The 25,823-nt window shown below is 59.7% G+C and carries 24 protein-coding genes; 9 read left to right on the plus strand and 15 right to left on the minus strand.

From position 1 onward, the window contains the following. Positions 1-36 precede the first annotated feature (36 nt). The 5 genes from GE543_RS10260 to minC all read right to left on the minus strand — a co-directional run bounded on the left by GE543_RS10260 (position 37) and on the right by minC (position 4,451). On the minus strand, positions 37-1,326 hold the full coding sequence (locus tag GE543_RS10260) for a M18 family aminopeptidase (RefSeq protein WP_003368366.1): 1,290 nt from the start codon (positions 1,324-1,326) through the stop codon (positions 37-39). 360 nt (positions 1,327-1,686) lie between these two features. Beyond that, entirely contained in the window at positions 1,687-2,322 is a 636-nt protein-coding gene (locus GE543_RS10265; protein WP_003415651.1) for an RluA family pseudouridine synthase, read from the minus strand. 90 nt (positions 2,323-2,412) lie between these two features. Beyond that, entirely contained in the window at positions 2,413-2,667 is a 255-nt protein-coding gene (minE, locus tag GE543_RS10270) for a cell division topological specificity factor MinE (protein WP_003317453.1), read from the minus strand. Further along, entirely contained in the window at positions 2,667-3,479 is an 813-nt protein-coding gene (gene minD / locus GE543_RS10275; RefSeq protein ID WP_003317454.1) for a septum site-determining protein MinD, read from the minus strand. The genes minE and minD overlap by 1 nt, the downstream gene beginning before the upstream one ends. Positions 3,480-3,710: 231 nt before the next feature. Next, complete coding sequence (gene minC, locus GE543_RS10280) at positions 3,711-4,451, minus strand: septum site-determining protein MinC (RefSeq protein WP_153221380.1); 741 nt, start codon at positions 4,449-4,451, stop codon at positions 3,711-3,713. A gap of 120 nt (positions 4,452-4,571) precedes the next feature. Between minC and GE543_RS10285 the strand changes: the two genes are divergently transcribed. After that, positions 4,572-5,504 (plus strand): lipid A biosynthesis lauroyl acyltransferase, encoded by a 933-nt coding sequence (locus GE543_RS10285; protein WP_153221381.1) that lies wholly within the window; start codon positions 4,572-4,574, stop codon positions 5,502-5,504. A 32-nt stretch (positions 5,505-5,536) separates the two neighbouring features. Continuing rightward, positions 5,537-6,718, plus strand: a complete 1,182-nt coding sequence (locus GE543_RS10290; protein ID WP_153221382.1) for a patatin-like phospholipase family protein — start codon at positions 5,537-5,539, stop codon at positions 6,716-6,718. 41 nt (positions 6,719-6,759) lie between these two features. Here GE543_RS10290 and GE543_RS10295 read toward each other — a convergent pair whose 3' ends face one another. The 5 genes from GE543_RS10295 to GE543_RS10315 are packed head-to-tail and all read right to left on the minus strand — an operon-like array spanning position 6,760 to position 10,331. Next, positions 6,760-6,996: a Rieske 2Fe-2S domain-containing protein gene (locus GE543_RS10295; protein WP_080115709.1), complete on the minus strand. Its 237-nt coding sequence runs from the start codon at positions 6,994-6,996 to the stop codon at positions 6,760-6,762. Continuing rightward, positions 6,980-7,837 carry an iron-containing redox enzyme family protein gene (locus GE543_RS10300; RefSeq protein WP_153221383.1) on the minus strand — a complete coding sequence of 286 codons (858 nt, stop codon included), beginning with the start codon at positions 7,835-7,837 and terminating at the stop codon, positions 6,980-6,982. Before GE543_RS10300 ends, GE543_RS10295 begins: the two co-directional genes overlap by 17 nt. Beyond that, positions 7,837-8,634: a dihydrodipicolinate synthase family protein gene (locus GE543_RS10305; protein ID WP_046237672.1), complete on the minus strand. Its 798-nt coding sequence runs from the start codon at positions 8,632-8,634 to the stop codon at positions 7,837-7,839. The genes GE543_RS10300 and GE543_RS10305 overlap by 1 nt, the downstream gene beginning before the upstream one ends. Continuing rightward, the gene (locus GE543_RS10310) at positions 8,624-9,142 is read right to left on the minus strand and encodes a DUF6190 family protein (protein ID WP_003415657.1); all 519 of its coding nucleotides are present in this window, start codon (positions 9,140-9,142) and stop codon (positions 8,624-8,626) included. The genes GE543_RS10305 and GE543_RS10310 overlap by 11 nt, the downstream gene beginning before the upstream one ends. Further along, a complete protein-coding gene (locus tag GE543_RS10315) occupies positions 9,135-10,331 on the minus strand; it encodes an aminotransferase class I/II-fold pyridoxal phosphate-dependent enzyme (RefSeq protein ID WP_103696858.1) in 1,197 nt (398 codons plus the stop codon). The genes GE543_RS10310 and GE543_RS10315 overlap by 8 nt, the downstream gene beginning before the upstream one ends. Before the next feature lie 218 nt (positions 10,332-10,549). Here GE543_RS10315 and GE543_RS10320 point away from each other — a divergent pair, with 218 nt between their 5' ends. Next, on the plus strand, positions 10,550-11,230 hold the full coding sequence (locus GE543_RS10320; protein ID WP_153221384.1) for an acyl-homoserine-lactone synthase: 681 nt from the start codon (positions 10,550-10,552) through the stop codon (positions 11,228-11,230). 1 nt (position 11,231) lies between these two features. On the opposite strand, the gene GE543_RS10325 is transcribed toward GE543_RS10320, so the two are convergent. Beyond that, positions 11,232-11,975 (minus strand): LuxR family transcriptional regulator, encoded by a 744-nt coding sequence (locus tag GE543_RS10325; RefSeq protein WP_153221385.1) that lies wholly within the window; start codon positions 11,973-11,975, stop codon positions 11,232-11,234. A 287-nt stretch (positions 11,976-12,262) separates the two neighbouring features. On the opposite strand from GE543_RS10325, the gene GE543_RS10330 reads away from it, so the two are divergent. Further along, complete coding sequence (locus tag GE543_RS10330; RefSeq protein ID WP_153221386.1) at positions 12,263-13,366, plus strand: pyruvate dehydrogenase; 1,104 nt, start codon at positions 12,263-12,265, stop codon at positions 13,364-13,366. A gap of 2 nt (positions 13,367-13,368) precedes the next feature. Here GE543_RS10330 and GE543_RS10335 read toward each other — a convergent pair whose 3' ends face one another. Further along, complete coding sequence (locus GE543_RS10335) at positions 13,369-13,821, minus strand: MarR family winged helix-turn-helix transcriptional regulator (protein ID WP_153221387.1); 453 nt, start codon at positions 13,819-13,821, stop codon at positions 13,369-13,371. Between the two features lie 144 nt (positions 13,822-13,965). On the opposite strand from GE543_RS10335, the gene aceE reads away from it, so the two are divergent. Next, positions 13,966-16,635 (plus strand): pyruvate dehydrogenase (acetyl-transferring), homodimeric type, encoded by a 2,670-nt coding sequence (gene aceE, locus GE543_RS10340; RefSeq protein WP_153221388.1) that lies wholly within the window; start codon positions 13,966-13,968, stop codon positions 16,633-16,635. A 97-nt stretch (positions 16,636-16,732) separates the two neighbouring features. Here aceE and GE543_RS10345 read toward each other — a convergent pair whose 3' ends face one another. The 3 genes from GE543_RS10345 to GE543_RS10355 form a co-directional block, all read right to left on the minus strand. Then, complete coding sequence (locus GE543_RS10345; RefSeq protein ID WP_003415663.1) at positions 16,733-17,587, minus strand: pirin family protein; 855 nt, start codon at positions 17,585-17,587, stop codon at positions 16,733-16,735. A 188-nt stretch (positions 17,588-17,775) separates the two neighbouring features. Beyond that, complete coding sequence (locus GE543_RS10350) at positions 17,776-18,186, minus strand: PA2817 family protein (protein ID WP_003317460.1); 411 nt, start codon at positions 18,184-18,186, stop codon at positions 17,776-17,778. A 76-nt stretch (positions 18,187-18,262) separates the two neighbouring features. Next, a complete protein-coding gene (locus GE543_RS10355; protein WP_153221389.1) occupies positions 18,263-20,710 on the minus strand; it encodes an acyl-CoA dehydrogenase in 2,448 nt (815 codons plus the stop codon). A gap of 159 nt (positions 20,711-20,869) precedes the next feature. Here GE543_RS10355 and GE543_RS10360 point away from each other — a divergent pair, with 159 nt between their 5' ends. The 4 genes from GE543_RS10360 (at position 20,870) to GE543_RS10375 (ending at position 25,747) form a co-directional block, all read left to right on the plus strand. Continuing rightward, the gene (locus GE543_RS10360; RefSeq protein WP_153221390.1) at positions 20,870-21,493 is read left to right on the plus strand and encodes a glutathione S-transferase; all 624 of its coding nucleotides are present in this window, start codon (positions 20,870-20,872) and stop codon (positions 21,491-21,493) included. A 183-nt stretch (positions 21,494-21,676) separates the two neighbouring features. Then, on the plus strand, positions 21,677-22,609 hold the full coding sequence (locus GE543_RS10365; RefSeq protein WP_003317464.1) for an ABC transporter ATP-binding protein: 933 nt from the start codon (positions 21,677-21,679) through the stop codon (positions 22,607-22,609). Continuing rightward, complete coding sequence (locus GE543_RS10370; protein WP_153221391.1) at positions 22,606-23,394, plus strand: ABC transporter permease; 789 nt, start codon at positions 22,606-22,608, stop codon at positions 23,392-23,394. The genes GE543_RS10365 and GE543_RS10370 overlap by 4 nt, the downstream gene beginning before the upstream one ends. Before the next feature lie 136 nt (positions 23,395-23,530). Continuing rightward, on the plus strand, positions 23,531-25,747 hold the full coding sequence (locus tag GE543_RS10375; RefSeq protein WP_153221392.1) for a DNA internalization-related competence protein ComEC/Rec2: 2,217 nt from the start codon (positions 23,531-23,533) through the stop codon (positions 25,745-25,747). Positions 25,748-25,823: the final 76 nt, after the last annotated feature.

Consider the following 25,823-nt stretch of genomic DNA (forward strand, 5'->3'; position numbering starts at 1 on the left):
AGGCCGCTCCCACGTTATCGGTGATCGCCTCAGCCGTTATGGCAACTCGTGGCTGGCATAGAACGCGCTCAATACCTTGACCAGATGCGCCAGGTCATGGCTGCCGGCCAGTTCGCGAATCGAGTGCATGGCGAACGTCGGCAAGCCGATGTCTACCGTGCGGATACCCAGGTGGCTGGCAGTGATCGGTCCGATGGTCGAACCGCAACCCATGTCGCTGCGCACCACGAAGCTCTGCACCGGCACTTCTTCGGCCATGCACAGATGGCGGAAGAAACCGGCGGTTTCGCTGTTGGTGGCGTAACGCTGGTTGCTGTTGACCTTGATCACCGGCCCGGCGTTGAGCTTGGGACCGTGATTGGCGTCGTGCTTGTCAGCGTAGTTGGGATGAATGCCGTGGGCGTTATCGGCCGATATCAGCAGCGACTTCTGAATCGTGCGCACGTAGTCTTCGCTGCTCGGCAACAGGCGCTGGACGATCTGCTCGAGCATCGCACCGTCTGCGCCACAAGCGGAAGACGAGCCGACTTCTTCGTGATCGGTGCACACCAGCAGGGCGGTTTCGTCGCTCTCGGTGTTGAGCAGTGCCTGCATCCCGGCGAAACACGACAACAGGTTGTCCAGGCGTGCGCCTGCCAGGAAGTCCCCGTTGAGGCCGACCACGGCGGCGCCCTGGGTGTCGTAGAAACTCAGCTCGTAATCGAGCACCACATCGGCATTGAGTCCGTGTTCGCGGGCCAGTTGGTCGGTCAGCAGCGCCCGGAAGTCCGCTCGCTCGTCACCGGCGACTTGCGCCAGGATGGGCGGCAGTTCGTTTTGCGCGTTGATCGCCCAGCCTTCGTTGGCCGTGCGGTTCAAGTGAATCGCCAGATTGGGAATCACGGCGATCGGCAGTTTGAAGTCGATCAGCTGGCTTTCGACCTTGCCATCACGGCGGAAAGTGACGCGACCGGCCAGCGACAGATCACGATCAAACCAGGGAGCCAGCAAGGCGCCGCCATAGACTTCGACGCCCAGCTGCCAAAAACCCTGACGTTGCAGTTCCGGTTGCGGCTTGACCCGCAGGCACGGGCTGTCGGTGTGCGCACCGACCATGCGGATGCCGCCAGTGAGTGGCGACTGACGACCCATCCGGAAAGCGACGATAGAAGAGTCATTACGGGTGACGAAATAACGGCCCCCGGTTTCTACTGCCCACGTGTCACGTTCGTCCAGCCGCTGAAAGCCTGCGGCTTCGAAGTGTTGCACGAGTGTGGCAGTGGCATGGAACGGGGTAGGAGAAGCCTTCAGGAAATCAATAAGGCCTTTGTTCAACTCTGCGCGCATAAATAGCTCCAGACAACAATGGCGCGAGTTTACCGTATTGGATGATTTGCTGCCTTGGGTTGCGCTCATCGCACAGCTCTCGTGCCGATATGCTGCGTTACACAACTGCTCAACGGTGCCAGTGGTGTTGAGGTTCGACTCAAGTCACCTTTTCGCCCCTCGGCGAGTTACTTTGATGGGGCCAAAGTGAGGCGTAGCAAGGGCGCAAAGGTGACCTGAGCCGGAACCCTAATCCACCTGATATCGCAAACCGCCGTGTGACGCGGAGCGTCACGAACTGCATTCCCACGCGGAGTGGGAACGATAGTCAACGGCATGCCGGCGCGGAGCATCTGCAAGATAGTCAGCGCATCATTCAGATCAAAACGGCGCAGCACACTCGAAGGTCATTCGCTCGCCGGTCCCAGGATGCGTGAAGCTCAGCATGCTGGCATGCAGACACAGACGCGGATAGGCCGCCAGCGCTTCCGGATGCGCGTACAGACCATCACCCAACAGCGGATGCCCGATCGACAGCATGTGCACCCGCAACTGATGCGAGCGGCCAGTGATCGGCGTGAGCTCGACGCGACAGTAAGTATCCTGCCGCTCGACAACCTTCCAGAACGTCAGCGCGTGTTTGCCACCCTCGTGATCCACCACATGCCGGGGCTTGGTGGGCGGGTCATAGCGCAATGGCAGATCGATACTGCCGCTGTCCAGGGACGGTTGGCCCCAACACAGCGCGGTGTAGGCTTTCTCGGTTTCGCGGTCATGAAACTGACGCGACAGCTCGCGATGCGTATCGGCATCACGGGCCAGCAGAATGATGCCCGAGGTTTCCCAGTCCAGGCGATGGACGATACGCGCTTCTGGGTAACCGTTTTCCTGCAGGCGGGTAATCAGGCAATCCTTGTTATCGTCGGCACGGCCGGGAACGGAAAGCAGCAGGGTAGGCTTATCGATCACCAGAACGGCGGCGTCCTGATGAATGATGCGGATGTTCGACAACGGCATGCAACGGCCTCGAAACGCTAGAAACGCCAACGGCGGCAAGGGCGCAGCTTCCGTAGAAGTACGCCGATACCGCCGCGAGCGACTGCCTGATCAGCGATCAGGCAGGGTGATATTGAGTTCCAGAATCGAACAGCTGCCCTGGCTTTCCAGAGCGACCTGTACCTGGTCAGACTCGATATTGACGTATTTACGGATCACTTCCACCAGCTCTTTCTGCAGCGCAGGAAGGTAGTCCGGGGTACTGCGTTGGCCGCGTTCGTGAGCAACGATGATCTGTAGACGCTCTTTCGCTACCGAGGCCGTGCTTCCTTTTTTGCGGTCACGAAAGAAGTCAAAAATATTCATTAATTACCCCCGAACAGGCGTTCAAAGAATCCTTTCTTATGCACATCCAGAAACCGGTGCTCAAGTGTTTTGCCCAACAGGCGGTCAACCGCATCGCTGTAGGCCTGACCCGCGTCGCTCTGGTCATCGAGAATGACCGGCACGCCCTGGTTGGAAGCTTTCAGTACAGCCTGGGATTCTGGGATCACGCCGAGCAGGGTAACGGCAAGGATTTCCTTGACGTCTTCCACTCCGAGCATTTCGCCCTTGCTGACGCGCTCAGGGTTGTAGCGGGTCAGCAGCAAGTGTTCCTTGATCGGGTCTTCGCCACGTTCGGCGCGACGCGATTTGCTGGCCAGCAGGCCCAGCATGCGGTCGGAATCGCGCACCGACGAGACTTCAGGGTTGGTCACGACGATGGCTTCGTCGGCGAAGTACATGGCCAGGTGAGCACCGGTTTCGATACCGGCCGGCGAATCGCAGACGATGTATTCGAAGGATTCCTTCAGTTCCATGAGGACTTTTTCAACGCCCTCCTTGGTCAGCGCTTCCTTGTCGCGGGTCTGGCTGGCGGCCAGCACGAACAGGCCTTCGATCTTCTTGTCCTTGATCAGCGCCTGTTGCAGGTTGGCTTCGCCATTGACCACGTTGACGAAGTCATACACGACACGACGTTCGCAACCCATGATCAGGTCGAGGTTACGCAGGCCGACGTCGAAGTCGACGATGACTGTCTTGTGGCCGCGCAGTGCGAGACCGGTACCGATGGCGGCGCTGGTGGTGGTCTTGCCCACACCACCCTTGCCGGATGTAACAACGAGAATCTTGGCCAAGGTGTATCACCCCTAGAGGAAAAGGACATTGAGTCCCTGAAGGGCATCTCTTGGCGCCGCGTCCGCCGAAGCATTCTGGAAGTCCTGGGGTCTGATTCCGGAAAGCTAGCACTAAGCTATTACTTTCGACTCATATACCCGCTGAAAAGCAGTGCTTTTCAGAACTTCCTGCCGCCTTCACGACAACTTCGCGACGAATCAGAGATGCTTTGAAAATTGCGGCAGTATCCGTTAAAGACGAATGATGTTCAACACATCACCTGACAAGCTGATCTGGACCGTCGAGCCCCATAACGGGTCCCTGCGCAGGTCCTCGGACACCTTGTATTGTCCGGCAATCGAAATCAGCTCGGCACTCAACTGCTGACAGAAGATCCGTGCCTTGGTATCGCCCTTTATTCCCGCCAGTGCCCTGCCACGCATCGGGCCGTAGACATGGATGTTTCCATCGGCGAGAAGTTCCGCACCGGGACTGACCGGCGCGACCACCACCAGGTCGCCGCCCTGGGCGTAGATCTGCTGACCGCCGCGTACTGGAGCGGTTATCACGCGGGTCGGTTTGATCAGGGGCTCGGGCGGTTTTTCCGGCATTTTTTTCGGTGCTTCGGCTTCAACCGGGTCGATCACGCGTTCACGTGCGCCGGACGGCGGCAGGACCGGGAGGTCGACGGCAATCGCTGCAGCAATGTCTTCGATACGGTTGGCGCGGATCGCCAGGGTGCGCAGGCCGTGCTGGCGACAGATGCGCACCAGACCCGGGAGATCCACCGGGCCTTCGTTCGGCGCGAGTTTGTCCAGAGCCAGGATCAATGGCGTATTGCTGAAGAAGTTGGGGGCTTGTGCCACCTTGGCCGCCAACTGCCTGTCGAGCACTTCAAGGTTGGTTCGGGCCAGCTCCATCACGGTGATGGCGAGCATGCTGCCCTTGAGCTGAAATACAGGTTCCGGGTTTTGCGATTCAATCTGGCTCATGGTTGATATACACAACAGCTTGTCGCTAAAAGTGCCGAGACTTATAGCGAGAACGCCCGCGAGCCGCAAGCGGCTAGAACCGTTGTAGAATGCGCGGCCTTTGTTCTGACGGAAGCCCAAATGGATCGCCCGCGCTTTAAAGCCAGTTTCCTTCACCCCCGTTTCTGGCTGCTATGGCTGGGGCTGGGGCTCTTGTGGCTGATTATCCAATTGCCATTTCGCGTTCTGCTGGTCGTCGGTCGGGCACTGGGCGCCATCATGTACCGTGTGGCCACTGATCGAAAAAAAATCGCGTCACGCAATCTGGAGCTGTGCTTCCCGCATTTGTCCGCGGCCGAGCGCAAGCGTCTGCTCAAGGCAAACTTCGCCTCCACCGGGATTGCCTTCTTCGAGATGGCCATGAGCTGGTGGTGGTCGAAAAAACGTCTGGCCAGGCTTGCCCACGTCGAAGGGCTCGAGCATTTGCAGAATGCCCAGGAAAAAGGCGAGGGCGTGATTCTGATGGCGCTGCATTTCACCACGCTGGAAATCGGCGCGGCGCTGCTGGGCCAGCAGCACACCATCGACGGCATGTATCGCGAACACAAGAGCCCGCTGTTCGACTTCGTCCAGCGTCGCGGGCGCGAGCGCCATAACCTTGATTCACTGGCTGTCGAGCGAGACGACGTGCGCGGCATGCTCAAGTTGCTGCGCGCCGGCCGGGCGATCTGGTACGCGCCGGATCAGGACTATGGCGCCAAGCAGAGTATTTTTGTGCCGCTGTTCGGCATCCAGGCCGCGACCGTGACCGCCACCAGCAAGTTCGCCCGCCTGGGCCGTGCGCAGGTCGTGCCCTTCACTCAGCGGCGTCTGGCAGATGGCAGCGGTTACCGGCTGGTGATTCATCCGCCGCTGGACAACTTTCCGGGTGAGAGCGATGAAGCGGATTGCCTGCGCATCAACCAATGGGTAGAAAAGGCCGTCACTGAATGCCCCGAACAGTATCTTTGGGCCCATCGACGCTTTAAAAGTCGACCAGCCGGTGAACAGAAGCTATATGAGAAGCGTAGATAAAAAGCGTCGTTGATCACCGAGGTCAGTCGTAGATGCAGGATCGCGCAGTAACGAGCAGTGCAGTAAGTGATGTCGAGCCTGTAACCGGGTTGATATTGTCGGGTGGCGGGGCGCGTGCTGCCTATCAGGTCGGCGTGCTGGCAGGCATTGCCGACCTGCTGCCGCCCGGTTCGCCCAATCCCTTTCCGGTTATCGTCGGTACGTCCGCTGGCGCGATCAATGCGGTCAAGCTGGCCAGCGGCGCGCTGCATTTTCGAATCGCCATCCATCAATTGACCGAATTCTGGCAGTCGTTTCGCAGCCATCAGGTGCTGCGCAGCGACTGGTCCGGAGTGATTCATCAGGCCAGCCGTTTTTTCGGTCGCAGCCTGCTGGGTTTCGGACGCAATATCCCGGTCGCCTTGCTCAACAGTTCGCCCCTGCGTGATCTGCTCAATGAGCGGCTGGACCTGTCCGGAATCGAAGCGGCCATCGACGCCCATCATTTGCGTGCAGTGGCGGTGACGGCCTTCGGTTACGAATCGGGTCAGGCGGTCACGTTCTATCAGGGCCGCGGTACGATCGAACCCTGGCTGCGCCATCGCCGTATCGGCCGTCCGACACAACTGACCGTGGATCACTTGCTCGCCAGCTCAGCCATTCCCTTGCTGTTCGCCCCCGTGATGCTGGACGAGGAATACTTTGGCGACGGGGCCGTGCGTCAGTCGGCACCGATCAGCCCGGCGCTGCACCTGGGCGCCAATCGTGTTCTGGTGGTCGGCGTCAGCGGCAACCCGCGCGGCCTCAAAATAGAAAGACCTGCCCCCCGCGCGCCACGCGGCGCTCAGCCCAGCCTGGCGCAGATCAGCGGCCACATGCTCAACAGCACCTTCATCGACAATCTGGAAAGCGATATCGAGCTGCTGGAACGCTTGAACACCGCCAGTGCGTTGCTGCCCGAGGATCAGGTCCGGCAGCCGGGTATGGAACCGGTGGAAGTGCTGGTGATTTCGCCGAGCCGTCCGCTGGATGAAATCGCGGCCCGTCACCGCCGCGAACTGCCCCCCGCACTGCGCACGTTTCTGCGCGGGCCGGGTGCGACCAAGAGCAGCGGCGCCAGTGTGCTGAGCTATCTGCTGTTCGAGTCAGGTTATTGCAGCGAATTGATCGAACTGGGTCGTCACGATGCGATTGCTCAGGGTGCCGAGCTGAAGCGCTTTTTGCGTCTGACCTGACGTCGCTACGGCAGGGGCGATCCCTGCCGTAGCACGTGCTGTCATCTCACTCTGCGTACTTGCAACTGACCGCACGGCGGACCGCTTAGTTGCTCCCCGGTTTCGAGACTGAACACCGAAAAGTGCAGGGGACAGGTGATCGACCGGCGTTTCTCGTTGACCACTCCATGCTCCAGCCATCCTTCACGATGCGGGCAACTGCTTGGTATCAGGTATTGTTCCTGACCGATGTTTACGGTGAACGTGTCGGGACGACGAAACTCAGCAGGCTCGTTCAAGGCTGACCTCCTTGTTGAAGTGTTTGAGCCGACGGGCTTTATCTACCGCCAGGTCGAACGCCAGGTTGGTGATCTCGCGTCCCATGCAGATGCCCCGCCAGGCTTTTACCGGATCCAGATCCCCATTGACGTCCATGGCTTTGAGCAGGCGCTGTCCCTCGATGGCGTGGAAAACGTCGATATGAACGTGCTCTGAATAGTAGGTATGAGCCTTGATGTGCAAGCGCTCGCAAAGCTGCGTGTAGCACTCGAAAAAGAACGGCACCACGGTCTCGAAGTAAGTGATGACTCCGGCGAACCATGACGCATCGTCCGCCCGCATCGCCAGCCAGCAGAACATATTGGGAAAGTTGAAACCGGCGCTGGAGTTGGCATCTACGTAAAACTGCAGGTCCAGCGGCATTTCCAGTTCGCGCAACAGGTCCTGATAGAGCGTGGTATGCGAGCGCTTGAGGTTTCCCGAACCGAACTCGTCGATCATCATGCGCAGCATGGGCATCTGTGCGGGAAGGCTGAGCCTGGGCATCAGGTGATAGAACACCTGTGCCTCGGTCAGACCATCCAGCGCAAACTCCTGAACCAGAATCCTGAATTCGTCGAGCGTCATGTCGTTGGCGACATACTGTGCGCTGGGCGGTACTTCGCTGCTCTCCCGTTCGACCAGCTCGGTCAGCATCCTGCGCAGGCCGGCAAGATCATCAGGCGCATCTGCCGTCATGCTGTGTTCGATGGCATCGTCGATCCAGCGTTGCTCGAACGCCAGAATCTCCGGTGGAATAGGCACCAGCTTTTCGATAAGCGCACGGTTGGCCAGAAACAGTTGCTTGTGCAGGTCTTTCATCAGGCAGCCTCCTCGGTCACGACTCGTTCGCTGTTGATCACGCCCCTGGCTTTGAGCTCGCGCTTGATATGCGCGTACCAGTCCGGGGCATTGAGCAGATAACGCTGGTTAAGCATTGCGACTTCGTCGCTGAGTGCGGGCTGTTGCCGGGTAGCCGCTGTCCGGCACAGCAGCGGTTCCAGATTGGCCAGCGAAACCACATTGCCGTCGGACTCCAGGTCTTTGGCCAGTTGCATTTCCCAGCCGATGAAGTAGTCGACGCCCTCCTGCCGGATGGCATCTACCTGAGCCTGCGGGCGAGACATCGAGGGCGAGTCCTTCAAACCAATGACTCTGGGTAACTGCGCGATGGCCTTGAGGGTGTCGAAGGACTTTTCGTTGCCCGACAGGGCGGCCTCGTTGTACATGAAGATATCCAGGTGCGTCGCGTCATGGATGGTCTGGTAATGCTCGATGATCGCCTGCTGGCTGATACCGGGCGTCAAGGGTGAGGTGAACATCACTGCTCGAGCACCGGCAACCTCAGCCAGGCGGGCAAAGTCCAGCACCTCTTGCGTAGAGTGGCGTTCAATCCCGGCGATGACGCTGCGGTCGCCCGCGTGCCTGAGGGTCAGCCTCAGCATCTGCAGCCATTGCTGACGTGACAGCCGCCAGCCCTCGCCGGAGGTCAGGCACGGAATGTAGCCGTCGACATGTGGCGCGAGGCTGCCCAAAAGACGTTCGAGACTGGCTTCGCAGACCTGATCCTGCTCGTTCAGAGGCGTTATCAGGGGCACCAGAATGCTCTTACCAGACATGTTGAAAGTCCTCGTTGCGGATCACCATGGCGCAGGACTGGTCATAGAGACGCTGCAGCGTCTCCGGAAACGTCTGTCGTCGAATGGCGCTTTCGAATGGCTGGAGGAAAGGCTGCAGGACTTGCAGGCGCAGCAACTCCAGATCGTGGGTATAAAACGGGATTTCCTGCTCCAGTACCTGAGCCGCCAGCAGTTTCTTGTCGGCTGGCAGGCCCTTGAACTGCGTCTCACCCGCTGCGCGCTGGAGCACTTGTTCGCTATAGCCCTGACGCTGGATCGCCATGTCGGTATGCAAAACATCCATGAACGGGTAATAGGCGTCCTGCAAGGCACGGCCTTTTTTCCAGATGATTGCGTCGCAAATACCTATCTGGGCGAAATTCATCTGCACGCTGCTCTCGTAGAACCGGGAAAAGAACCCCAGGGATTTGTCACGCACGCCCGGATCGGCATGGTGCATGCCCATGAAAACGGTCGCATCGATCATCGGCAGGTCGAAGTCAGACATGAACGTTCTCCAGTGCCTGCGCAATTGCCTGAACGGCGGCCTCGAATTCGTCCGGTTTGCGTGCCAGTGCCAGGCGTATGTAGCGCTGGCCTTTTTCCGGCTGGCTCCAGTAGAAATACTTGCCGGGCAGCACGTAGACGTCTGATTGCAGCAGGTAAGCCTGCAAGTCATCGGCGTTTACGCTGGCGGGAAGGATCTCGAACCACGCCACGCTGGTATCGATCATCGGTTGCACATACTTCAAGACCTTGCCCTCAAGACAGGCCCGCGCTTTGCTGCGGTTGATGTCCAGCACCGAGCGCACGGAGTCGAAGTCATCGTCGTTGCTGTCCTCGATGTAACGGGTCACGACGTTGAGGATGAACGGCGAGACATTCAGCAGGACGCTGGTGACGATGCTGTAGATATCGGCGTTGATGTCGCGGCTGGCCATGAGTGTTGCGCATTTGGTGTCCTGCAGGGGCCAGGTCTTGCCAGTGTCTTCCATGACCAGGTACTGAGTGCCGATGTCGTCGAGAATCGCGTAGGCATCCACGCGATGCTTGCCGGCGGCCTTGAAGAACGAGGCGAAACAGAAATCGAGGATCAGCAGCTTGTTGTAGTCCCGGCAGTAGCGGGCCACTTCGACAAACGTGTCCGGCCCCTCGGCAAACAGGCTGGAACCTGTCGGGTTGTTGGGATCGACCAGAAAGATCGCATCCAGTCCGATGGCGGCCTTCTGCAACTTTGCGTACACCTCGGTCGATGACGTGAACAGGCTTTCATCCAGGGCCGACATGGGCACTTCCATGTGTTTCAACAGGTCATGCAGGTTGTCGAAGCAGGGCTCGATCAGCCCGACACTCATGTTCTTTTTGCGCAAATAGGTTGCGGTGATATGCATGGCGATGGACGCTGCGTAGACGAGATAGATTTCGTCGTGGCGCTTCAACGCATGGTGCTGGCCGTGGAAGGTGAAGAAGGCCTGAATGAATGCCTGTTCACTCTGATATTGGGTCTGGTTCTGTGCCCGATACCACAGCTCGGGCAGGCTGGCGACGATCATGCGCTGGGTCTCGCTCTGATCTTGATGCGTGTGGGCATCGGCCAGATTGAAGCGGGTCTTGAGGGCAGAAATTTCGTGTTGAGTAATATCGTCCAGAACAGGAACTGCGCTCAACGTGTCGATACCGGCATATAGACTATTCATACCATTATCCCTGTGGCGTCATTATTGTTTGGGAGTCGCCGTCCTGGATAGCCAGAACGCTGGAACAGATTTCCTTATTTTTGGCAAAAATAACACTGTACCTAAGTGCACACTGTTGAGCGTTAGTGTTTCAAAGTGTTGACCTGTTCTTAAGTACAGTAGATTTACTTATTTAAATACGTGATGCTTTACGCTGGTTGCGTCGGGTGGGGTTTATTATGTCGAGCGGGTTTGAATTTCAGGTAGCCAGTTATAGTCAGGTGCCCGTCACGTTGCTGGAAACGCTGTACGCGCTGCGCAAGAAGATCTTTTCGGATCGCCTTGAATGGAAGGTTCGCGTCAGTCATGCGTTCGAGTGCGATGAGTACGACAGTGCCGCTGCGACTTACCTGATAGGCCGCTGGAATGGGGTCCCGCTGGCCGGGCTCCGGCTGATCAATACCTGCGACCCGTACATGCTGGATGGGCCATTTCGCAGCTTTTTCGACTATGCGGCGCCCAGAAATGCTGCCATGGCAGAGTCGAGCCGGTTCTTTGTCGACACGGAGCGTGCCCGGTCGCTGGGTATTCTGCACGCGCCACTGACTGAAATGCTGCTGTTCTCGATGCACAATCACGCAACCTCGGCGGGTCTGCAATCCATCATTACGGTGGTCAGCAAGGCGATGGCGCGGATCGTGCGCAAGTGCGGCTGGGAGTACCATGTTCTGGCAACGGGGGAGGCTTCGCCAGGCGAGACGGTATTGTTGCTGGACATGCCTGTAAACGCCGACAACCATCAACGGCTGCTCGGCAGCATCGCCCTCAGGCACTCTGTCACGGACGGCTTGCTGCGCTGGCCGACGCCGCTCGATGCGTCGGTATCGTTGCAGCAAGCACGCATGGACAGCGCAGCCTGAGTCAGACCATTCCCATATTGATGGCTTTGTACACGGCCTGTTTGGCGGTGCGCACTTCGAGTTTGCTGGAAACGTTGGACATGTGAAATTTCACCGTGCGTTCCGAAATGGAAAATATCTCGGCGATTTCGCTGTATGCCTTGCCCATGGCCACCCATTTCAGCACGCCTATCTCGCGGCTGGACAACTTGCACTGCGCGGGTTGCGGAAAGAGTTCGTGGGGCGCCTGGGTCTTGGTCAAACGATCATGGAAGCGGATGAGGCTCATCTGGATATCAGCGGCCTTGTCGCGGATTCGCTGATCGAAGTCAGTCTGTTGCCTGGCATTGCAAAGACTCAGCGCGGCGAAAAGCCCACTGGCATCGTGCAGGGTGAAAGTGGCCCCGGAGGACAGCTGGTATTTGGCCGAGCGCTTCAGGAAATCATCGGTTTCGACGCCCTGAATGGCATGTCGGGCTTCTCTCCAGAAAAATGGCGTAATGCTATGCCAGGCATGTTTGATGATGGGATCAATAAGGTGATAGTTGGAGGCAATATATGATTTCAACCACGAATCAGGATAATTGGACAGGATGACCGGTTTGACAGTGCGTGTCTTTGGGCTGGAAAAGTAGGCATAGGTGAAATCGCCAATACGATGCAGGTCGTTTTCAAAGTCTTCAATCAGTTGACGCAGAGGAGCAGGGGCTCCGTTGATCTTTAAGGGCGGGCGGTCAAGTTGGTTGTGCACGGTACGAACCTCCATGTAATACCTTGTTTATTGTTTGTTTGCGGCCTGGCCGTATTCATTATCCTCATTTGTACTTTCAGCCGTACATGAAAACATGGACGGCGTGTGTCTTTTGTTTTTGAACAAGGGCTTGGCCGTTGAAAATAATACGCTCATCGACCTGCCGAGCTGCGAACGCATGTGTGTTCGGGTACTGGCCATCGCCCTACGGTAAGGCGGGCCAGTGATTTTTATTGCGATTGCAATCATATTCTTGGTTCCATCAAGGTGCAAGGATGCTTGTCCGACAGCAAGGAGTAGTGATGAACAGCGCAAATAGCCACTCGTTGGCACCTCAGACCCGATCCGCGGCGTTGGCCTGCATGGAAAAGATTCAGGCGGTTGCGGGGCTTGCACTGCGTGGGTGCTGTTCGCCCCTGTTTGCGATGGCCGATATCGTCGAACGCCTGACCAGAGATCCGTCCACCTCGCGGCGGATATCGGTGGTGCGGGCCAGCAAGCATATGTCATGCGGGCAGGAAGGCTTGCTTGCCAGCGCCTGGCCCATGAGATTTGCTGCGCAGGCCGGGGCGGCAGAGTTGCCGCTGATTTACATGACCAGCAGCGAAACGTCCGCCGAGTTGAGCGCGCTGGCGTCGGAGTCGTTCCAGCGGGGCATCTTCTGCAATGACATCGAGACGCTGCCGTCACGCTGGCCCAAGGGTGCTCATCCCTGGTTGCCGCTGTGGCTGCTGTCGAACCGCAAGTGCCAGCCGTTCGATCCTGCGGATGCCGCCGAAGCGCGGGCGATCACACTGCACGCCCTGCACAGTCTGTATGTCGAAGGCCGTAGCGGTTTCTATTACATGGCGTTGCACGACGAATCCAATGAGGAAGTCAGTGAACTGAGTGAGGCTCAGGCGGTGGCGGCTGTACAAGGCATGTACCGGATTAGCGACGCCGTTTGCAGTCATGAAGGTCGTCGCGTACGCCTTCTGGGGGCGGGCCTGGCGCTGCGCTCGGTACGCCAGGCTGCCTGCCTGCTCCGGCAACACTGGGACGTCGATTGCGAAATCTGGAGCTGCCCCAGCTATACCCGAGTCGCGCGTGATGCCGAAGCCGCGCGACGCTGGAACCGTTTCCACCCCACGCAACCCGCACGATCCTGGCATCTGCGTGATTGCCTTGGCGAAGAGCAGGATGCTGTGGTGGCCGTCACCGGCTACCCGCAGGCCGTGGTTGAACAGCTGCGTGAGCATGTTCCGGGGCGGTTCGTCGGGCTGGGTGCCGATTCCGCGGCCCCGCAGGGTACGTCTGCAACCAGTGCGAAGTGGATCGTCATACAGGCCCTGACGGCGCTTGCGGAAGGCGGGCAATTGGGCTACGAGCCGCTGAAACTCGCCTTGCAACGCTATCAACTCGTCTGATGTCAGCCTTTTCCAGCGCTTTGCCGGGCGGCCAGCGCGGCACGCTCCAGCGCGTCGGCGAACACGCGGCGCTGCTGGTCGTCGAATTGCGCCAGAAACAGCTCGTCGACTGCCGTTTCGTAAACCTGCCACATCTGTTTGCGCAGGGTCCGGCCCTTGTCGGTGATCGCTGCCACGGCGCCTCGGCCATCGCTGTCGGACCTGTGGCGTGCCACCAGCCCTTCACTTTCGAGTCGGTCGACCAGACGAGTCAGGTTGTAGCGTTCAATGGCCATGACATCGGCCAGTTCATGCATGCGGCGCATGCCTTGCGGGCCGCTTTCAATGCCCCAGAGCGCGTCATACCACGCATAGGGCGGCAGCTGGGCCGCCGCCAGACGTCGTTCGATTTCGCGAATCAGACAGCGGTGTGCCCTGACGAATCTGAACCACGTATCCGGTTCGGCTGACGACATGATTCACCTTTGTCTGAAATTCTTGAGGGTTGCAATAGTAACCGAGCGCGGGATAAATTCCGCTATGTGATTGCAATTGCAATCAGATTTTTCAAGGCAGACGCCTGTCCGGCGTCCACTGCCGCATCACAGTAGGAGGCGACGATGGCACAGCAACCCCGGTTTCTTGACGAGGATCCGCAAGAAACCCGCGAATGGCTCGAATCGATTGAGTCGGTACTCAACACTGAAGGGCGCCCGCGCGCGCACTATCTGATCGATCAGCTGCTGGACTTCGACGTCGCCCAACATGGCGATTTCTACGGTCGGGTCACCACGCCTTACGTCAACACCATTCCCAGTGACCGCCAGCAGCCTTATCCGGGCGACCTTCAGGTTGAAAAACGTATCAACGCGTTCATCCGCTGGAACGCCCTGGTGATGGTGCTGCGTGCCGGCAAGCATTCCGGCGTGGGCGGCCATATCGCGTCCTACGCATCAGCTGCCGTGCTTTACGACGTCGGGTTCGACCACTTCTTCCGGGGACGTACCGAGCAGTTCGCCGGTGACCTTGTTTATATTCAGGGCCATTCTTCGCCAGGCATTTACGGCCGGGCGTATCTGGAAGGTCGTCTGAGCGAGGAGCAACTGGACAACTTCCGTCGCGAAACCGATCGTGACGGCATTTCTTCCTATCCGCACCCGCGCCTGATGCCGGACTTCTGGCAGTTCCCCACCGTCTCCATGGGGCTGGGGCCCATCACTGCGGCGTATCAGGCACGCTTCATGCGCTACCTGGAGAATCGCGGCCTCAAGGAGCATCAAGGACGCAAGGTCTGGGCGTTCCTGGGCGATGGCGAGATGGATCAGCCTGAGTCACAGGCAGCCATTGCTCTGGCCGGGCGCGAGAAACTCGACAACATCATTTTCGTCGTCAACTGCAACCTGCAACGCCTTGACGGGCCGGTACGCGGCAACAGCAAGGTCATCCAGGAGTTCGAAAGTCTGTATCGCGCCGCTGGCTGGAACGTGATCAAGGTCATTTGGGGCGGCGGCTGGGATGCGCTGCTCGATAAGGACAAGAGCGGGCTGCTGCGTCAGCGCATGATGGAATGCGTGGACGGCGAGTACCAGAACTACAAATCCCAGAATGGCGCCTACGTTCGCGAGCATTTCTTCGGCAAATACCCGGAGCTGCTGGAACTGGTCAGCGACATGAGCGATGACGACATCTGGAAGCTCTCGCGTGGCGGCCACGATCCGGAAAAAGTCTACAACGCCTACGCTGCCGCGATGCGCCACAAGGGTGGGCCGACCGTGATCCTGGCCAAGACCGTCAAAGGTTTCGGCATGGGCGAGGCGGGTGAGGGGCAGAACATCAACCACCAGTTGAAGAAGCTCGGGGCAGAGGCGATCAAGGCCTTCCGCGACCGCTTCTCGCTGGACATCACCGATGACCAGCTGGGCGACATGCCGTACCTGAAACCGGCCGAGGGCAGTACCGAAGCGCTGTACCTCAAGGCTCGCCGGGCTCAACTGGGCGGTTACATTCCGGCCCGTTTCAGTGACGCCGCCACCCTGCAGATTCCGCCGCTCTCGGTGCTGGATACCCAGCTCAAGAACACCGGCGATCGCGGCATATCCACGACCATGGCCTTTGTGCGCATCCTCTCGACGCTGCTCAAGGATCCGAACATCGGCAAACTGATCGTGCCGATCGTGCCGGATGAGTCACGAACCTTCGGTATGGAAAATCTGTTCCGTCAGATCGGTATTCATTCCCACGTCGGTCAGTTGTACACGCCGCAGGATGCAGGGCAGCTGAGCTACTACAAGGAAAGCACCGACGGGCAGATCATGCAGGAAGGGCTGAATGAGTCAGGTGCGATTTCTTCCTGGATCGCGGCCAGTACTTCCTACGCCAACCACGGTGTGATGACCGTGCCGTTCTATATCTTCTACTCGATGTTCGGCTTCCAGCGGGTGGGCGATCTTGCCTGGGCTGCGGGCGACGCCAGGGCGCGAGGCTTCCTGCTGGGCGCCACGTCAGGTCGAACCACACTGATGGGCGAGGGGCTGCAGCATGACGACGGGCACAGCCATGTCATGTCGTCGACGATACCTTGCTGCGTGTCTTACGACCCGACATTTGCCTTCGAGCTGGCGGTGATCATTCAGGACGGCATGCGTCGTATGTTTGCCGAAAATGAGGACATCTATTACTACATCACCTTGCTCAACGAGAACTACCCGCACCCGGATCTGCCCGAAGGCGCCGAGGCCGGCATTCTCAAGGGCATGTACCCGTTGCAGGCCAGTGCATCGATCAATACCGGCAAGCACGTGCAGTTGATGGGCTGCGGGTCGATCCTTCTGGAAGTCATCGCGGCCGCCAGATTGCTCGAAGACGACTTTGGCGTGAGCAGCGAAATCTGGAGCGTCACCAGCCTGACCGAACTGCGTCGTGAAGGCCAGGATGCCGAGCGCTGGAACCTGCTGAATCCCGAGCAGGAGCCGCGTCTGAGTTACGTGGAAAGCTGTCTGGCAGACAGGGAAGGGCCGGTGATCGTGGCGACCGATTACATGAAAATCTTCGCCGACCAGATCCGTCCGTTTGTACCCATGCGCCGTTTCGTGGCACTGGGTACTGACGGCTTTGGCCAGTCCGATACGCGTGAATCACTGCGTCATTTTTTCGAGGTGGACCGTTACTTCGTGGCGGTGGCTGCGCTCAAGGCGCTGGCCGATGACGGCAAAGTCGAGCGCAAGGTAGTAGCGCAGGCCATCGAACGTTACAAGATCGACCCAGGCAAGCAGAACCCTGTGCTGGTCTGAGTCGCGCTGGTATCTGCTCTGAAACCGGCAAGGCGATTTGCCTTGCCGGTGAAGGGGCCAGTACAGACGAAGGGGAGTCTGACGGCTTGAACCGGTTTCACGCGGTCAGACGATCTTCCCGGAAGTCACGAATCGCCTGCTCGATCTCTTCCTTGGTGTTCATCACGAAGGGGCCGTATTGCACGATCGGCTCACGCAACGGCTTGCCTGCAATCAGTAACAGCCGCGCACCAGCGGCGCTGCTGATCTGCACCTCACCACTGTCGGACAGGCGTGCCATTTGGCGTTTACCGATCGGCTGGGTGCTGCCTTCCAGCTCGACACTGCCTTCATAGACGTACAGCAGCACAAGGTGCCCTTCGGGTACGTGCGGGCTGATACGGCTGCCGGCAGGCATATCAAAGTCAAAGTACAACGGCTCGGTGTCCGGGCGCTGTACCGCCCCGGCCTGGCGAACCTGGCCATCGTCGAAATGCCCGGCCAATACCACCACCTGCACACCGGCCTGAGTGGTCACACTCGGAACGTTTTCCGGCTGGATGTCCTGGTAGCTGGCATCGCTCAGCTTGTTCTTGCCCGGCAGGTTCAGCCAGAGCTGAAAGCCGCGCATGGTGCCTTCTTCCTGTTCAGGCATTTCGCTGTGAATGATCCCGCGTGCCGCAGTCATCCACTGCACACCGCCGCCCTGCAGAAGGCCGACATTGCCCATATGGTCTTCATGACGCATACGGCCCTCAAGCATGTAGGTCACCGTTTCGAAGCCCCGGTGCGGGTGAGGTGGAAAGCCGGCGATGTAGTCATCCGGCTTGTCCGACCCGAACTCGTCCAGCATCAGAAAAGGGTCGAACTGCTCCACGCCACGCCCGCCAAAAACACGCGTGAGTTTGACGCCCGCGCCATCGGACGCTGGCTGACCCGTTTGAATGGACAGGACTTTACGAAATTGAGTCATGGGAGAGAGAGCACTCCTTATCAGGTGATACGAAGTGTCATGGTATACCTGTTTATTCGATAAATTTATTCGAATGGCAGGACAGAATTATCGTATTAATCGATGGTTGGCACAGTGTGGCGTATTGGCGCGGGTTGACTGGCCTCCTGCCCGGATGACCTCCGGAGCAGGCTTGAAGTGGGGAATGCTCAGTGCTTGCTGCCCTGTGTCGACATGCTCAGCAGCTGTTTCTCCTGATTCCAGTCGAACGGTTCTTCGTTCTGCTCGGCTTCGTAGCGGCGTTCTTCCAGCGCCTGATACAGCTCGATTTCATCATCCGGCATGAAATGCAGGCAGTCTCCGGCGAAGAACCACAGCAAGTCGCGCGGTACCAGGTGCGCGATTTGCGGGTAGCGCTGGATGACCTGGCAGAGGATGTCCTGACCCAGGTACTGGCTTTCGATGGGATCCTGCGGCAGCAGCTCGACCAGTTCGTCGAAACGCTCCATGAACAGCGCGTGGCTTTCTTCCGGAACCTGCTCGGCCTCGCCCAGCGCGACCAGAATGCTGCGCAGGTGTGCCAGCAGGCCAAGTTGGTGATCGAGAGTGGCGTCGGCCATTGGGTAATCCTCAAATGCAAAAACAGGCGCGAGAGTATAAAGCTCTACGCGCCTGCTGTGTGGTGCGACCTGACTATCAGCGAATCTTGCCGGCTGCCAGGGTCAGCTCTTCCTTGTCGAAATCATCCACATCGATCACCTTGCGGCGGGCTGCCTCGGCGGTACGCAGGGTCTGCGCTTCGTCGGCCTGCAACACACCGATGCGCAGCGCGGCGTCGATGACAGGCTCGCCAGCGTCCGGCTTGACCTGACCACTCTTGATTGCCACTTGCAGCTTCTTGTGCAGCGGATACGCAGCGCTGAGCAGATCGATGGCCTGTTGCAGTGCGCCGACCGGATCGTCTGCCGATTGCGGGCGATAGCAGCCTGCCAGCAACTCTTCCAACGTCGGATCGCCCTTGGCGCGGCCCAGTACCTGGGCAACTTCGGCATCCAGTCTGTCCGACGGTCCCTTGTGCCGGCGACCGAACGGGAACACTACGGCACGCAGCACCCCGCCCAGTATGCGGTTGGGGAAGTTGCTGAGGATTTCGTCCATCGCACGTTCCGAATGCCCCAGGCTTTCTTCCATGGCCCAGCGGAACAAGGGGCTCATGTGGTCCGGCGATCCGAGGTCGTGATAACGCTTGAGCGCCGCCGAGGCCAGGTACATATGGCTGAGCACGTCGCCCAGGCGGGCCGACAGGCGTTCGCGGCGTTTCAATTCGCCACCCAGCAGCATCATGCTCAAGTCGGCGAGCATCGCGAACGCGGCTGCCTGGCGGTTAAGCGCGCGGAAGTAGCCCTGGCTGAGACCGTTGCCCGGCGCTCTTTCAAAATGACCGAATCCCAGATTGAGGATGAAGGTGCTGGCGGCATTGCTCACCGCAAAACCGATGTGTTTGAGCAGCAGGCTGTCAAACTCGGTCAGCGCCTGCTGTTTGTCCTCACGCCCGGCCAAGGCCATTTCCTTGAGCACGAACGGATGGCAGCGAATCGCGCCCTGGCCGAAGATCATCAGGTTGCGCGAGAGGATGTTGGCGCCCTCGACGGTGATGAAGATCGGCGCGCCTTGCCAGTTGCGACCCAGGTAATTGTTCGGGCCCATGATGATGCCCTTGCCGCCATGCACGTCCATGGCGTGACCGATACACTCGCGGCCACGCTCTGTCAGGTGGTACTTGAGGATCGCCGAGAGCACCGATGGCTTCTCGCCCAGATCGACCGCATTGGCCGTCAGCATGCGCGCACTGTCCATCAGCCAGGCGTTGCCGCCGATGCGCGCCAGTGCCTCCTGGATGCCTTCGAATGCGGAGATAGGCACGTTGAACTGCTCACGCACCTTCGCGTACTGGCCAGTGACCAGGCTGGTGTACTTGGCAGCGCCGGTGCCGACGGCCGGCAGCGAGATCGAACGACCCACCGACAGGCAGTTCATCAGCATCATCCAGCCCTTGCCCAGCATCGGCTGACCACCGATCAGGTAGCTCAGCGGGATGAACACGTCCTTGCCCGAGTTGGGGCCGTTCATGAACGCCGCGCCCAGAGGCAGGTGACGGCGGCCGATTTCCACGCCGGGCGTCTCGGTCGGAATCAGCGCCAGGCTGATGCCCAGATCTTCTTTTTCGCCGAGCAGGTGCTCAGGGTCGTGAGCCTTGAAGGCCAGGCCGAGCAGAGTGGCGACCGGGCCGAGGGTGATGTAGCGTTTTTCCCAGGTCAGGCGCAGGCCGATGACTTCTTCACCCTGCCACTGACCTTTGCAGATGATCCCGGTGTCGGTCATTGCGCCTGCATCGGAACCGGCCAGCGGACCGGTCAGCGCGAAGCAGGGAATGTCTTCGCCACGTGCCAGACGCGGCAGGTAATGATTGCGTTGCTCGTCGGTGCCGTAATGCAGCAGCAATTCGGCCGGGCCGAGGGAGTTGGGCACCATCACTGTGGACGCCAGGTCGCCGCTGCGGGTGGCCAGCTTCATGGCCACCTGGGAGTGGGCGTAGGCGGAGAAGCCCTTGCCACCGAATTCCTTGGGGATGATCAGCGCGAAGAAACCGTGCGCTTTCATGTGCGCCCAGGCTTCAGGCGGCAGGTCCATGGCCTGGCCGATTTCCCAGTCGCTGACCATCGCGCAGAGTTCTTCGGTCGGCCCGTCGATAAAGGCCTGTTCCTCTTCGGTCAGTTGGACTTTCGGGTAGGCCAGCAGCTTATCCCAGTCCGGGCGACCGCTGAACAGCTCGCCATCCCACCAGACCGTGCCGGCATCGATCGCATCGCGCTCGGTTTGCGACATCGGCGGCAGGACTTTTTGAAACCAGCTGAACATCGGCGCAGTGAAATGCTTGCGGCGCAGATCTGGCAGCATTACCGGTATGAACACTGCCAGCCAGAGCAACCAGAACACTGTCAGCAGCCATCCTGGCGCGTGACTGAAAATGCCCATGGCCAGCAGGTAGACAGCTACCACGCCAAGCGCCGGGAGCGGGGCGGTTCGCCGATGAGCCAGCCAGGCAATGCCGACGACCAGCACAACAATCCACAACAACAGCATAAGTATTCCTCCGTGATGACCGCCGCCGTGGCAGCGATCAAACTGGTCGCCAGGCAGTGATGAGGCGACATCGATAGTGACCCCTGGTTGACGAGTAAGTTGCCGCCGCTTCGGGGTAGACTGTGAGCCTTATTTATCAGCGACTGCGAGGGGAACGCAATGCTCAAGATCTGGGGGCGGAAGAATTCCAGCAATGTGCGCAAGGCACTCTGGATTGCCGAGGAAGTGGGCGTGCCCTACGAGACGCAGGACGCCGGTGGTGCATTCGGCCTGGTCAACGAAGCGGCCTATCGCGCGAAAAACCCCAACGGCCGGATTCCGATGATCGAAGACGGCGACTTCGTGATGTGGGAGTCCAACGCCATCGTGCGCTATCTGGCCGCCCGCCATGCCCCCGATTCTGATTTATACCCCGCAGACCTGCAGGCCCGCGCCAACGCAGACAAATGGATGGACTGGACCACCTCGACCATCGCCGCACCGTTCAGCCCGGTGTTCTGGGGCGTAGTGCGCACGCCGGCCGACAAGCAGGACTGGCCGGCCATCGAGCAAGGCATCAAGACGCTGCACAGCCTGCTGCTGGTGGCCGACGAGGCGCTGTCGCGACAGCCCTATCTGTCTGGCAATGCGTTCGGTATGGGCGATATTCCCTTGGGATGCTTCGCCTACGGCTGGTTTGAAATGCCGATTGAACGTCCGCCGCTGCCTCACCTCCAAGCCTGGTATGAGCGTCTCAAGACGCGCCCGGCTTATCGCAAGGCGGTCATGACCTCCCTGACCTGAGCATGTGATGTGAGCAGGAGAAAGGGCTGATCGGGTGCATGTCCGGTGCTCGATATTTACTATTAACAGATGTGTCTGTACTTGAACGGCGCAGCCGAGCACCATTGCGCGGCTGGGTCGTCACGGCAGGCGGCTGGTGACAGTCATCTTCAATTCCTTTTTCTGATGAGTACCTTTCCCGATATGTCTTCCGCTCTGTCCATTCGGCAGTTAACCAAAACCTACGGCAACGGTTTCCAGGCCTTGAATGGCATCGATCTGGACGTCGCCGAAGGTGATTTCTTCGCTTTGCTGGGCCCCAACGGCGCTGGCAAATCCACCACCATCGGCATCATCTCGACACTGGTCAACAAGACCAGCGGTACGGTGAACATCTTTGGCCACGACCTGGATCGCGAGCCCGCTGCGCTCAAGCGTTGCATCGGTGTCGTGCCGCAGGAGTTCAACTTCAACCAGTTCGAGAAGACCCTGGACATCGTCGTCACTCAGGCGGGCTACTACGGCATCCCGGCGAAAATCGCCAAGGAGCGCGCCGAGCAGTACCTGACGCAACTGGGGCTGTGGGAAAAGCGCGATGTGCCTTCACGTTCGCTGTCCGGCGGCATGAAGCGGCGTCTGATGATCGCCCGTGCGCTGATTCACGAGCCGCGCCTGCTGATCCTCGACGAACCCACCGCAGGCGTGGACATCGAGTTGCGCCGGTCGATGTGGACCTTTCTGACCGAGCTGAACAGCAAAGGCATCACCATCATCCTCACCACGCACTACCTGGAAGAGGCTGAACAGCTGTGCCGCAACATCGGCATCATCGACCATGGGGTGATCGTGCAGAACACCGGCATGAAGCAGCTGCTCAGCACGTTGACCGTCGAGACGTTCGTGCTCGATCTCAAGGCGTCCTGGCAGACCGCGCCACAATTGCCCGGTTTCCCTTGCCGCCTGCTCGACAGCCACACCCTGGAAGTGCAGGTCGACAAGAACGTCGGCATCACTGCGCTGTTCAGCCAGTTGGCCTTCCAGAACATCGAAGTCTTGAGCCTGCGTAACAAATCCAATCGCCTTGAGGAGTTGTTTGTGTCCCTGGTGGAAAAAAACCTCGCGAAGGTGGCGGTATGACCGTACCCAACGGCGAGTTGCGCCCCAACCTGATTGCCCTGAAAACCATCGTCTACCGTGAAGTGCACCGCTTCATGCGGATCTGGCCGCAGACCCTGCTGCCGCCAGCCATCACCATGGTTCTGTACTTCGTCATCTTCGGTAACCTCATCGGTCGCCAGATCGGTGACATGGGCGGCTTTACCTACATGCAGTACATCGTGCCGGGGCTGATCATGATGTCGGTGATCACCAACTCCTACGGCAACGTGGTGTCGAGCTTCTTCGGTGCCAAGTTTCAGCACTCCATCGAAGAGCTGATGGTGTCGCCGGTCTCGCCGCACACCATTCTGGTCGGTTACACCCTGGGCGGTGTGTTGCGTGGTCTGATGGTCGGTTTCATCGTCACCATGCTGTCGATGTTTTTCACCGACCTGCAAGTGCACCACTTGGGCGTGACCATCCTGGTGGTGGTGCTGACCGCGACGATTTTCTCGCTGCTGGGCTTCATCAACGCAGTGTTTGCGCGCAACTTCGATGACATCTCGATCATCCCGACCTTCGTCCTGACCCCGCTGACCTACCTGGGCGGCGTGTTCTACTCGATCAACCTGTTGCCGCCGTTCTGGCAGACCGTGTCGCTGGCCAACCCGGTCCTGCACATGGTCAATGCCTTCCGTTACGGCATTCTGGGCGTCTCCGACATCAAGATCAGCATCGCCCTGGCGTTCATGATCGTGGCGACCATCGTGCTATATATCGGCTGCGCCAGGTTGCTGGTGAGCGGTCGCGGTATGCGTCAGTAACACATTGGCTTCGACCCGCCAGGCTGGCGGGTCGGGCGTTGGCCGGGACCGGCCGTTCAGATTCTGCAACACACCACCTCTTCCGACATTTCCCCAGTGCACTGATTCTTGAGGCTTTCCGCTGCAAGGAACCGTCATGCGCACAGGGATGATCGCGCTCGCGCTCGGGCTGCTTGCCCTGCGTTTTCTACCGGCGCTGCCGCCGACCTGGCTATTGCTGCTGATGCCGATACTGGCGTTGATGCTGCTGCCGTTCCGTACCTATCCACTGACGTTGTTCCTGCTCGGTTTCACCTGGGCCTGCGTGTCGGCGCAGTGGGCGCTGAGTGACCGGTTGGCGCCGCGTCTGGACGGTCAGACGCTGTGGGTGCAAGGCAAAGTGGTCGGTTTGCCGAGTGTCGCCGAAGGTGTGGTGCGTTTCGAGCTGGAAGGCGCCTGGTCACGACGCGCCAAGTTGCCCGCACGAATCCGGGTGGCCTGGTACGGCGGCCAGCCGGTGAACAGCGGCGAGCGCTGGCGCATGGCGGTCAAACTCAAGCGACCGTCCGGGCTGGTCAATCCGGATGCTTTCGACTATGAGGCCTGGCTGCTGGCGCAGCGCATCGGTGCGACTGGCACGGTGGTGGATGGTCAGCTATTGGCACCCGCGCGTGCCGCCTGGCGCGATGCGATTCGTCAGCGCCTGCTGGCGGTCAATGCGCAGGGCCGGGAGGGCGGTCTGGCAGCGCTGGTGCTGGGCGATGGCTCAGGATTGTCGAGTACCGACTGGCAGGTGTTGCAGGATACCGGCACTGTGCACCTGCTGGTCATTTCCGGCCAGCACATCGGTTTGCTGGCCGGGGTGATTTACGCTTTGGTCGCAGGACTGGCGCGCTGGGGGCTGTGGCCACGCTCTTTACCCTGGCTGCCGTGGGCGTGTGCACTGGCGTTCAGCGCTGCACTGGGCTATGGACTGCTGGCTGGTTTCGAGGTGCCAGTCCGGCGCGCCTGTGTGATGGTCGCGATGGTGCTGCTGTGGCGCTTGCGTTTTCGGCACCTGGGCGTGGTCTGGCCCTTGTTGCTGTCCTTCAACGCGGTGCTGATCTTCGAGCCGCTAGTGACGCTGCAGCCGGGTTTCTGGCTGTCCTTCGCGGCGGTCGGCATTCTGATCCTGATTTTCAGCGGGCGTCTCGGCGCCTTGCGCTGGTGGCAGAGCTGGACACGGGCGCAATGGCTGATCGCCGTCGGCTTGTTGCCGATTCTGCTGGCGCTCAACCTGCCGATCAGCCTCAGCGGGCCGTTTGCCAACTTGCTTGCCGTGCCTTGGGTCAGCGTGATCGTCCTGCCTCCGGCATTGCTCGGAACGCTGTTGCTGCCGGTCCCTGTGGTCGGCGAAGGTTTGCTGTGGCTGGCGGGCGGGGCGCTGCAGTGGCTGTTCGTGTTCCTCGGCGCGGTGGCTGCAGCATTGCCGGCCTGGCTGCCCACTGCGGTGCCGGTCTGGGCATGGTGGTTGAGTCTGCTCGGGGCCTTGCTCTTGTTGCTGCCCAAGGGTCTGCCCATGCGTCCGCTGGGCTGGCCGTTGCTGTTGCTGTGCGTTTTTCCGCCGCTCGAATCAGTGCCTGAAGGTCAGGTAGACGTGTTGCAACTGGATGTGGGGCAGGGCCTGGCGATTCTCCTGCGCACCCGCAATCACACCCTCCTGTATGACGCAGGTCCACGTTTCGGTGAGTTCGATATCGGTCAGCGCGTGGTCGTGCCCGCCATGCGCAAGGCGGGTGTTCGCCATCTTGACCTGATGTTGATCAGCCATTCCGACGCAGACCATGCCGGAGGTGCGGCTGCGGTTCATCAGGCCTTTCCGGTGAGCCGGGTGCTGGGCGGCGAGCTGGCCAGACTCGCGCCGCAACTCGACGCCCGATTGTGCGAGAGCGGTGCACGCTGGGAGTGGGATGGCGTGGTGTTTTCCACGTGGCGCTGGGAGCAAGGGCCTGATGGCAATCCAGCCTCCTGCATCCTCAGCGTCGACGCCAGGGGCGAGCGTCTGCTGCTGGCGGGCGATATCGACGTGAGCGCCGAGCGCGCGGCAATCGACAGCGGGTTCGACCTGCGTGCTCACTGGTTGCAGTCGCCGCATCACGGCAGCCGGACCTCGTCGTCCAAAGCGTTTCTTCGCGCCGTGGCACCGGTTGGCGTGCTGATTTCCCGTGGTCGCAACAATGCGTTCGGTCACCCGCACCCGTTGGTCATGGCGCGCTATCGAGGCCTGGGCATCGCCAGTTACGACAGCGCCGAGCTGGGCGCTGTGCGTCTGCAACTGGGTACGTTCGGGTTGCCAAAGGCCGAGCGCGCGCAACGGCGCTTCTGGCGTGATTGAGTGAATGGATATCGATCTCGGCGTTCGGCACTTGGCGACCCTATGGTAGAGTGGCGCCAATTTTTCGAGGGAGTGA

Origin of the sequence: Pseudomonas sp. SZ57 (genome assembly GCF_009495975.1) — a bacterium.
Lineage (GTDB): Bacteria > Pseudomonadota > Gammaproteobacteria > Pseudomonadales > Pseudomonadaceae > Aquipseudomonas > Aquipseudomonas syringae.

Bases quoted from the DNA above. Each gene is read 5' to 3' on its own strand.
- GE543_RS10260 (WP_003368366.1), bottom strand. From the start codon at position 1,326: ATGCGCGCAGAGTTGAACAAAGGCCTTATTGATTTCCTGAAGGCTTCT.
- GE543_RS10265 (WP_003415651.1), bottom strand. From the start codon at position 2,322: ATGCCGTTGTCGAACATCCGCATCATTCATCAGGACGCCGCCGTTCTG.
- minE (WP_003317453.1), bottom strand. From the start codon at position 2,667: ATGAATATTTTTGACTTCTTTCGTGACCGCAAAAAAGGAAGCACGGCC.
- minC (WP_153221380.1), bottom strand. From the start codon at position 4,451: ATGAGCCAGATTGAATCGCAAAACCCGGAACCTGTATTTCAGCTCAAG.
- GE543_RS10285 (WP_153221381.1), top strand. From the start codon at position 4,572: ATGGATCGCCCGCGCTTTAAAGCCAGTTTCCTTCACCCCCGTTTCTGG.
- GE543_RS10290 (WP_153221382.1), top strand. From the start codon at position 5,537: ATGCAGGATCGCGCAGTAACGAGCAGTGCAGTAAGTGATGTCGAGCCT.
- GE543_RS10300 (WP_153221383.1), bottom strand. From the start codon at position 7,837: ATGAAAGACCTGCACAAGCAACTGTTTCTGGCCAACCGTGCGCTTATC.
- GE543_RS10305 (WP_046237672.1), bottom strand. From the start codon at position 8,634: ATGTCTGGTAAGAGCATTCTGGTGCCCCTGATAACGCCTCTGAACGAG.
- GE543_RS10310 (WP_003415657.1), bottom strand. From the start codon at position 9,142: ATGTCTGACTTCGACCTGCCGATGATCGATGCGACCGTTTTCATGGGC.
- GE543_RS10315 (WP_103696858.1), bottom strand. From the start codon at position 10,331: ATGAATAGTCTATATGCCGGTATCGACACGTTGAGCGCAGTTCCTGTT.
- GE543_RS10320 (WP_153221384.1), top strand. From the start codon at position 10,550: ATGTCGAGCGGGTTTGAATTTCAGGTAGCCAGTTATAGTCAGGTGCCC.
- GE543_RS10325 (WP_153221385.1), bottom strand. From the start codon at position 11,975: ATGGAGGTTCGTACCGTGCACAACCAACTTGACCGCCCGCCCTTAAAG.
- GE543_RS10330 (WP_153221386.1), top strand. From the start codon at position 12,263: ATGAACAGCGCAAATAGCCACTCGTTGGCACCTCAGACCCGATCCGCG.
- GE543_RS10335 (WP_153221387.1), bottom strand. From the start codon at position 13,821: ATGTCGTCAGCCGAACCGGATACGTGGTTCAGATTCGTCAGGGCACAC.
- aceE (WP_153221388.1), top strand. From the start codon at position 13,966: ATGGCACAGCAACCCCGGTTTCTTGACGAGGATCCGCAAGAAACCCGC.
- GE543_RS10345 (WP_003415663.1), bottom strand. From the start codon at position 17,587: ATGACTCAATTTCGTAAAGTCCTGTCCATTCAAACGGGTCAGCCAGCG.
- GE543_RS10350 (WP_003317460.1), bottom strand. From the start codon at position 18,186: ATGGCCGACGCCACTCTCGATCACCAACTTGGCCTGCTGGCACACCTG.
- GE543_RS10355 (WP_153221389.1), bottom strand. From the start codon at position 20,710: ATGCTGTTGTTGTGGATTGTTGTGCTGGTCGTCGGCATTGCCTGGCTG.
- GE543_RS10360 (WP_153221390.1), top strand. From the start codon at position 20,870: ATGCTCAAGATCTGGGGGCGGAAGAATTCCAGCAATGTGCGCAAGGCA.
- GE543_RS10365 (WP_003317464.1), top strand. From the start codon at position 21,677: ATGTCTTCCGCTCTGTCCATTCGGCAGTTAACCAAAACCTACGGCAAC.
- GE543_RS10370 (WP_153221391.1), top strand. From the start codon at position 22,606: ATGACCGTACCCAACGGCGAGTTGCGCCCCAACCTGATTGCCCTGAAA.
- GE543_RS10375 (WP_153221392.1), top strand. From the start codon at position 23,531: ATGCGCACAGGGATGATCGCGCTCGCGCTCGGGCTGCTTGCCCTGCGT.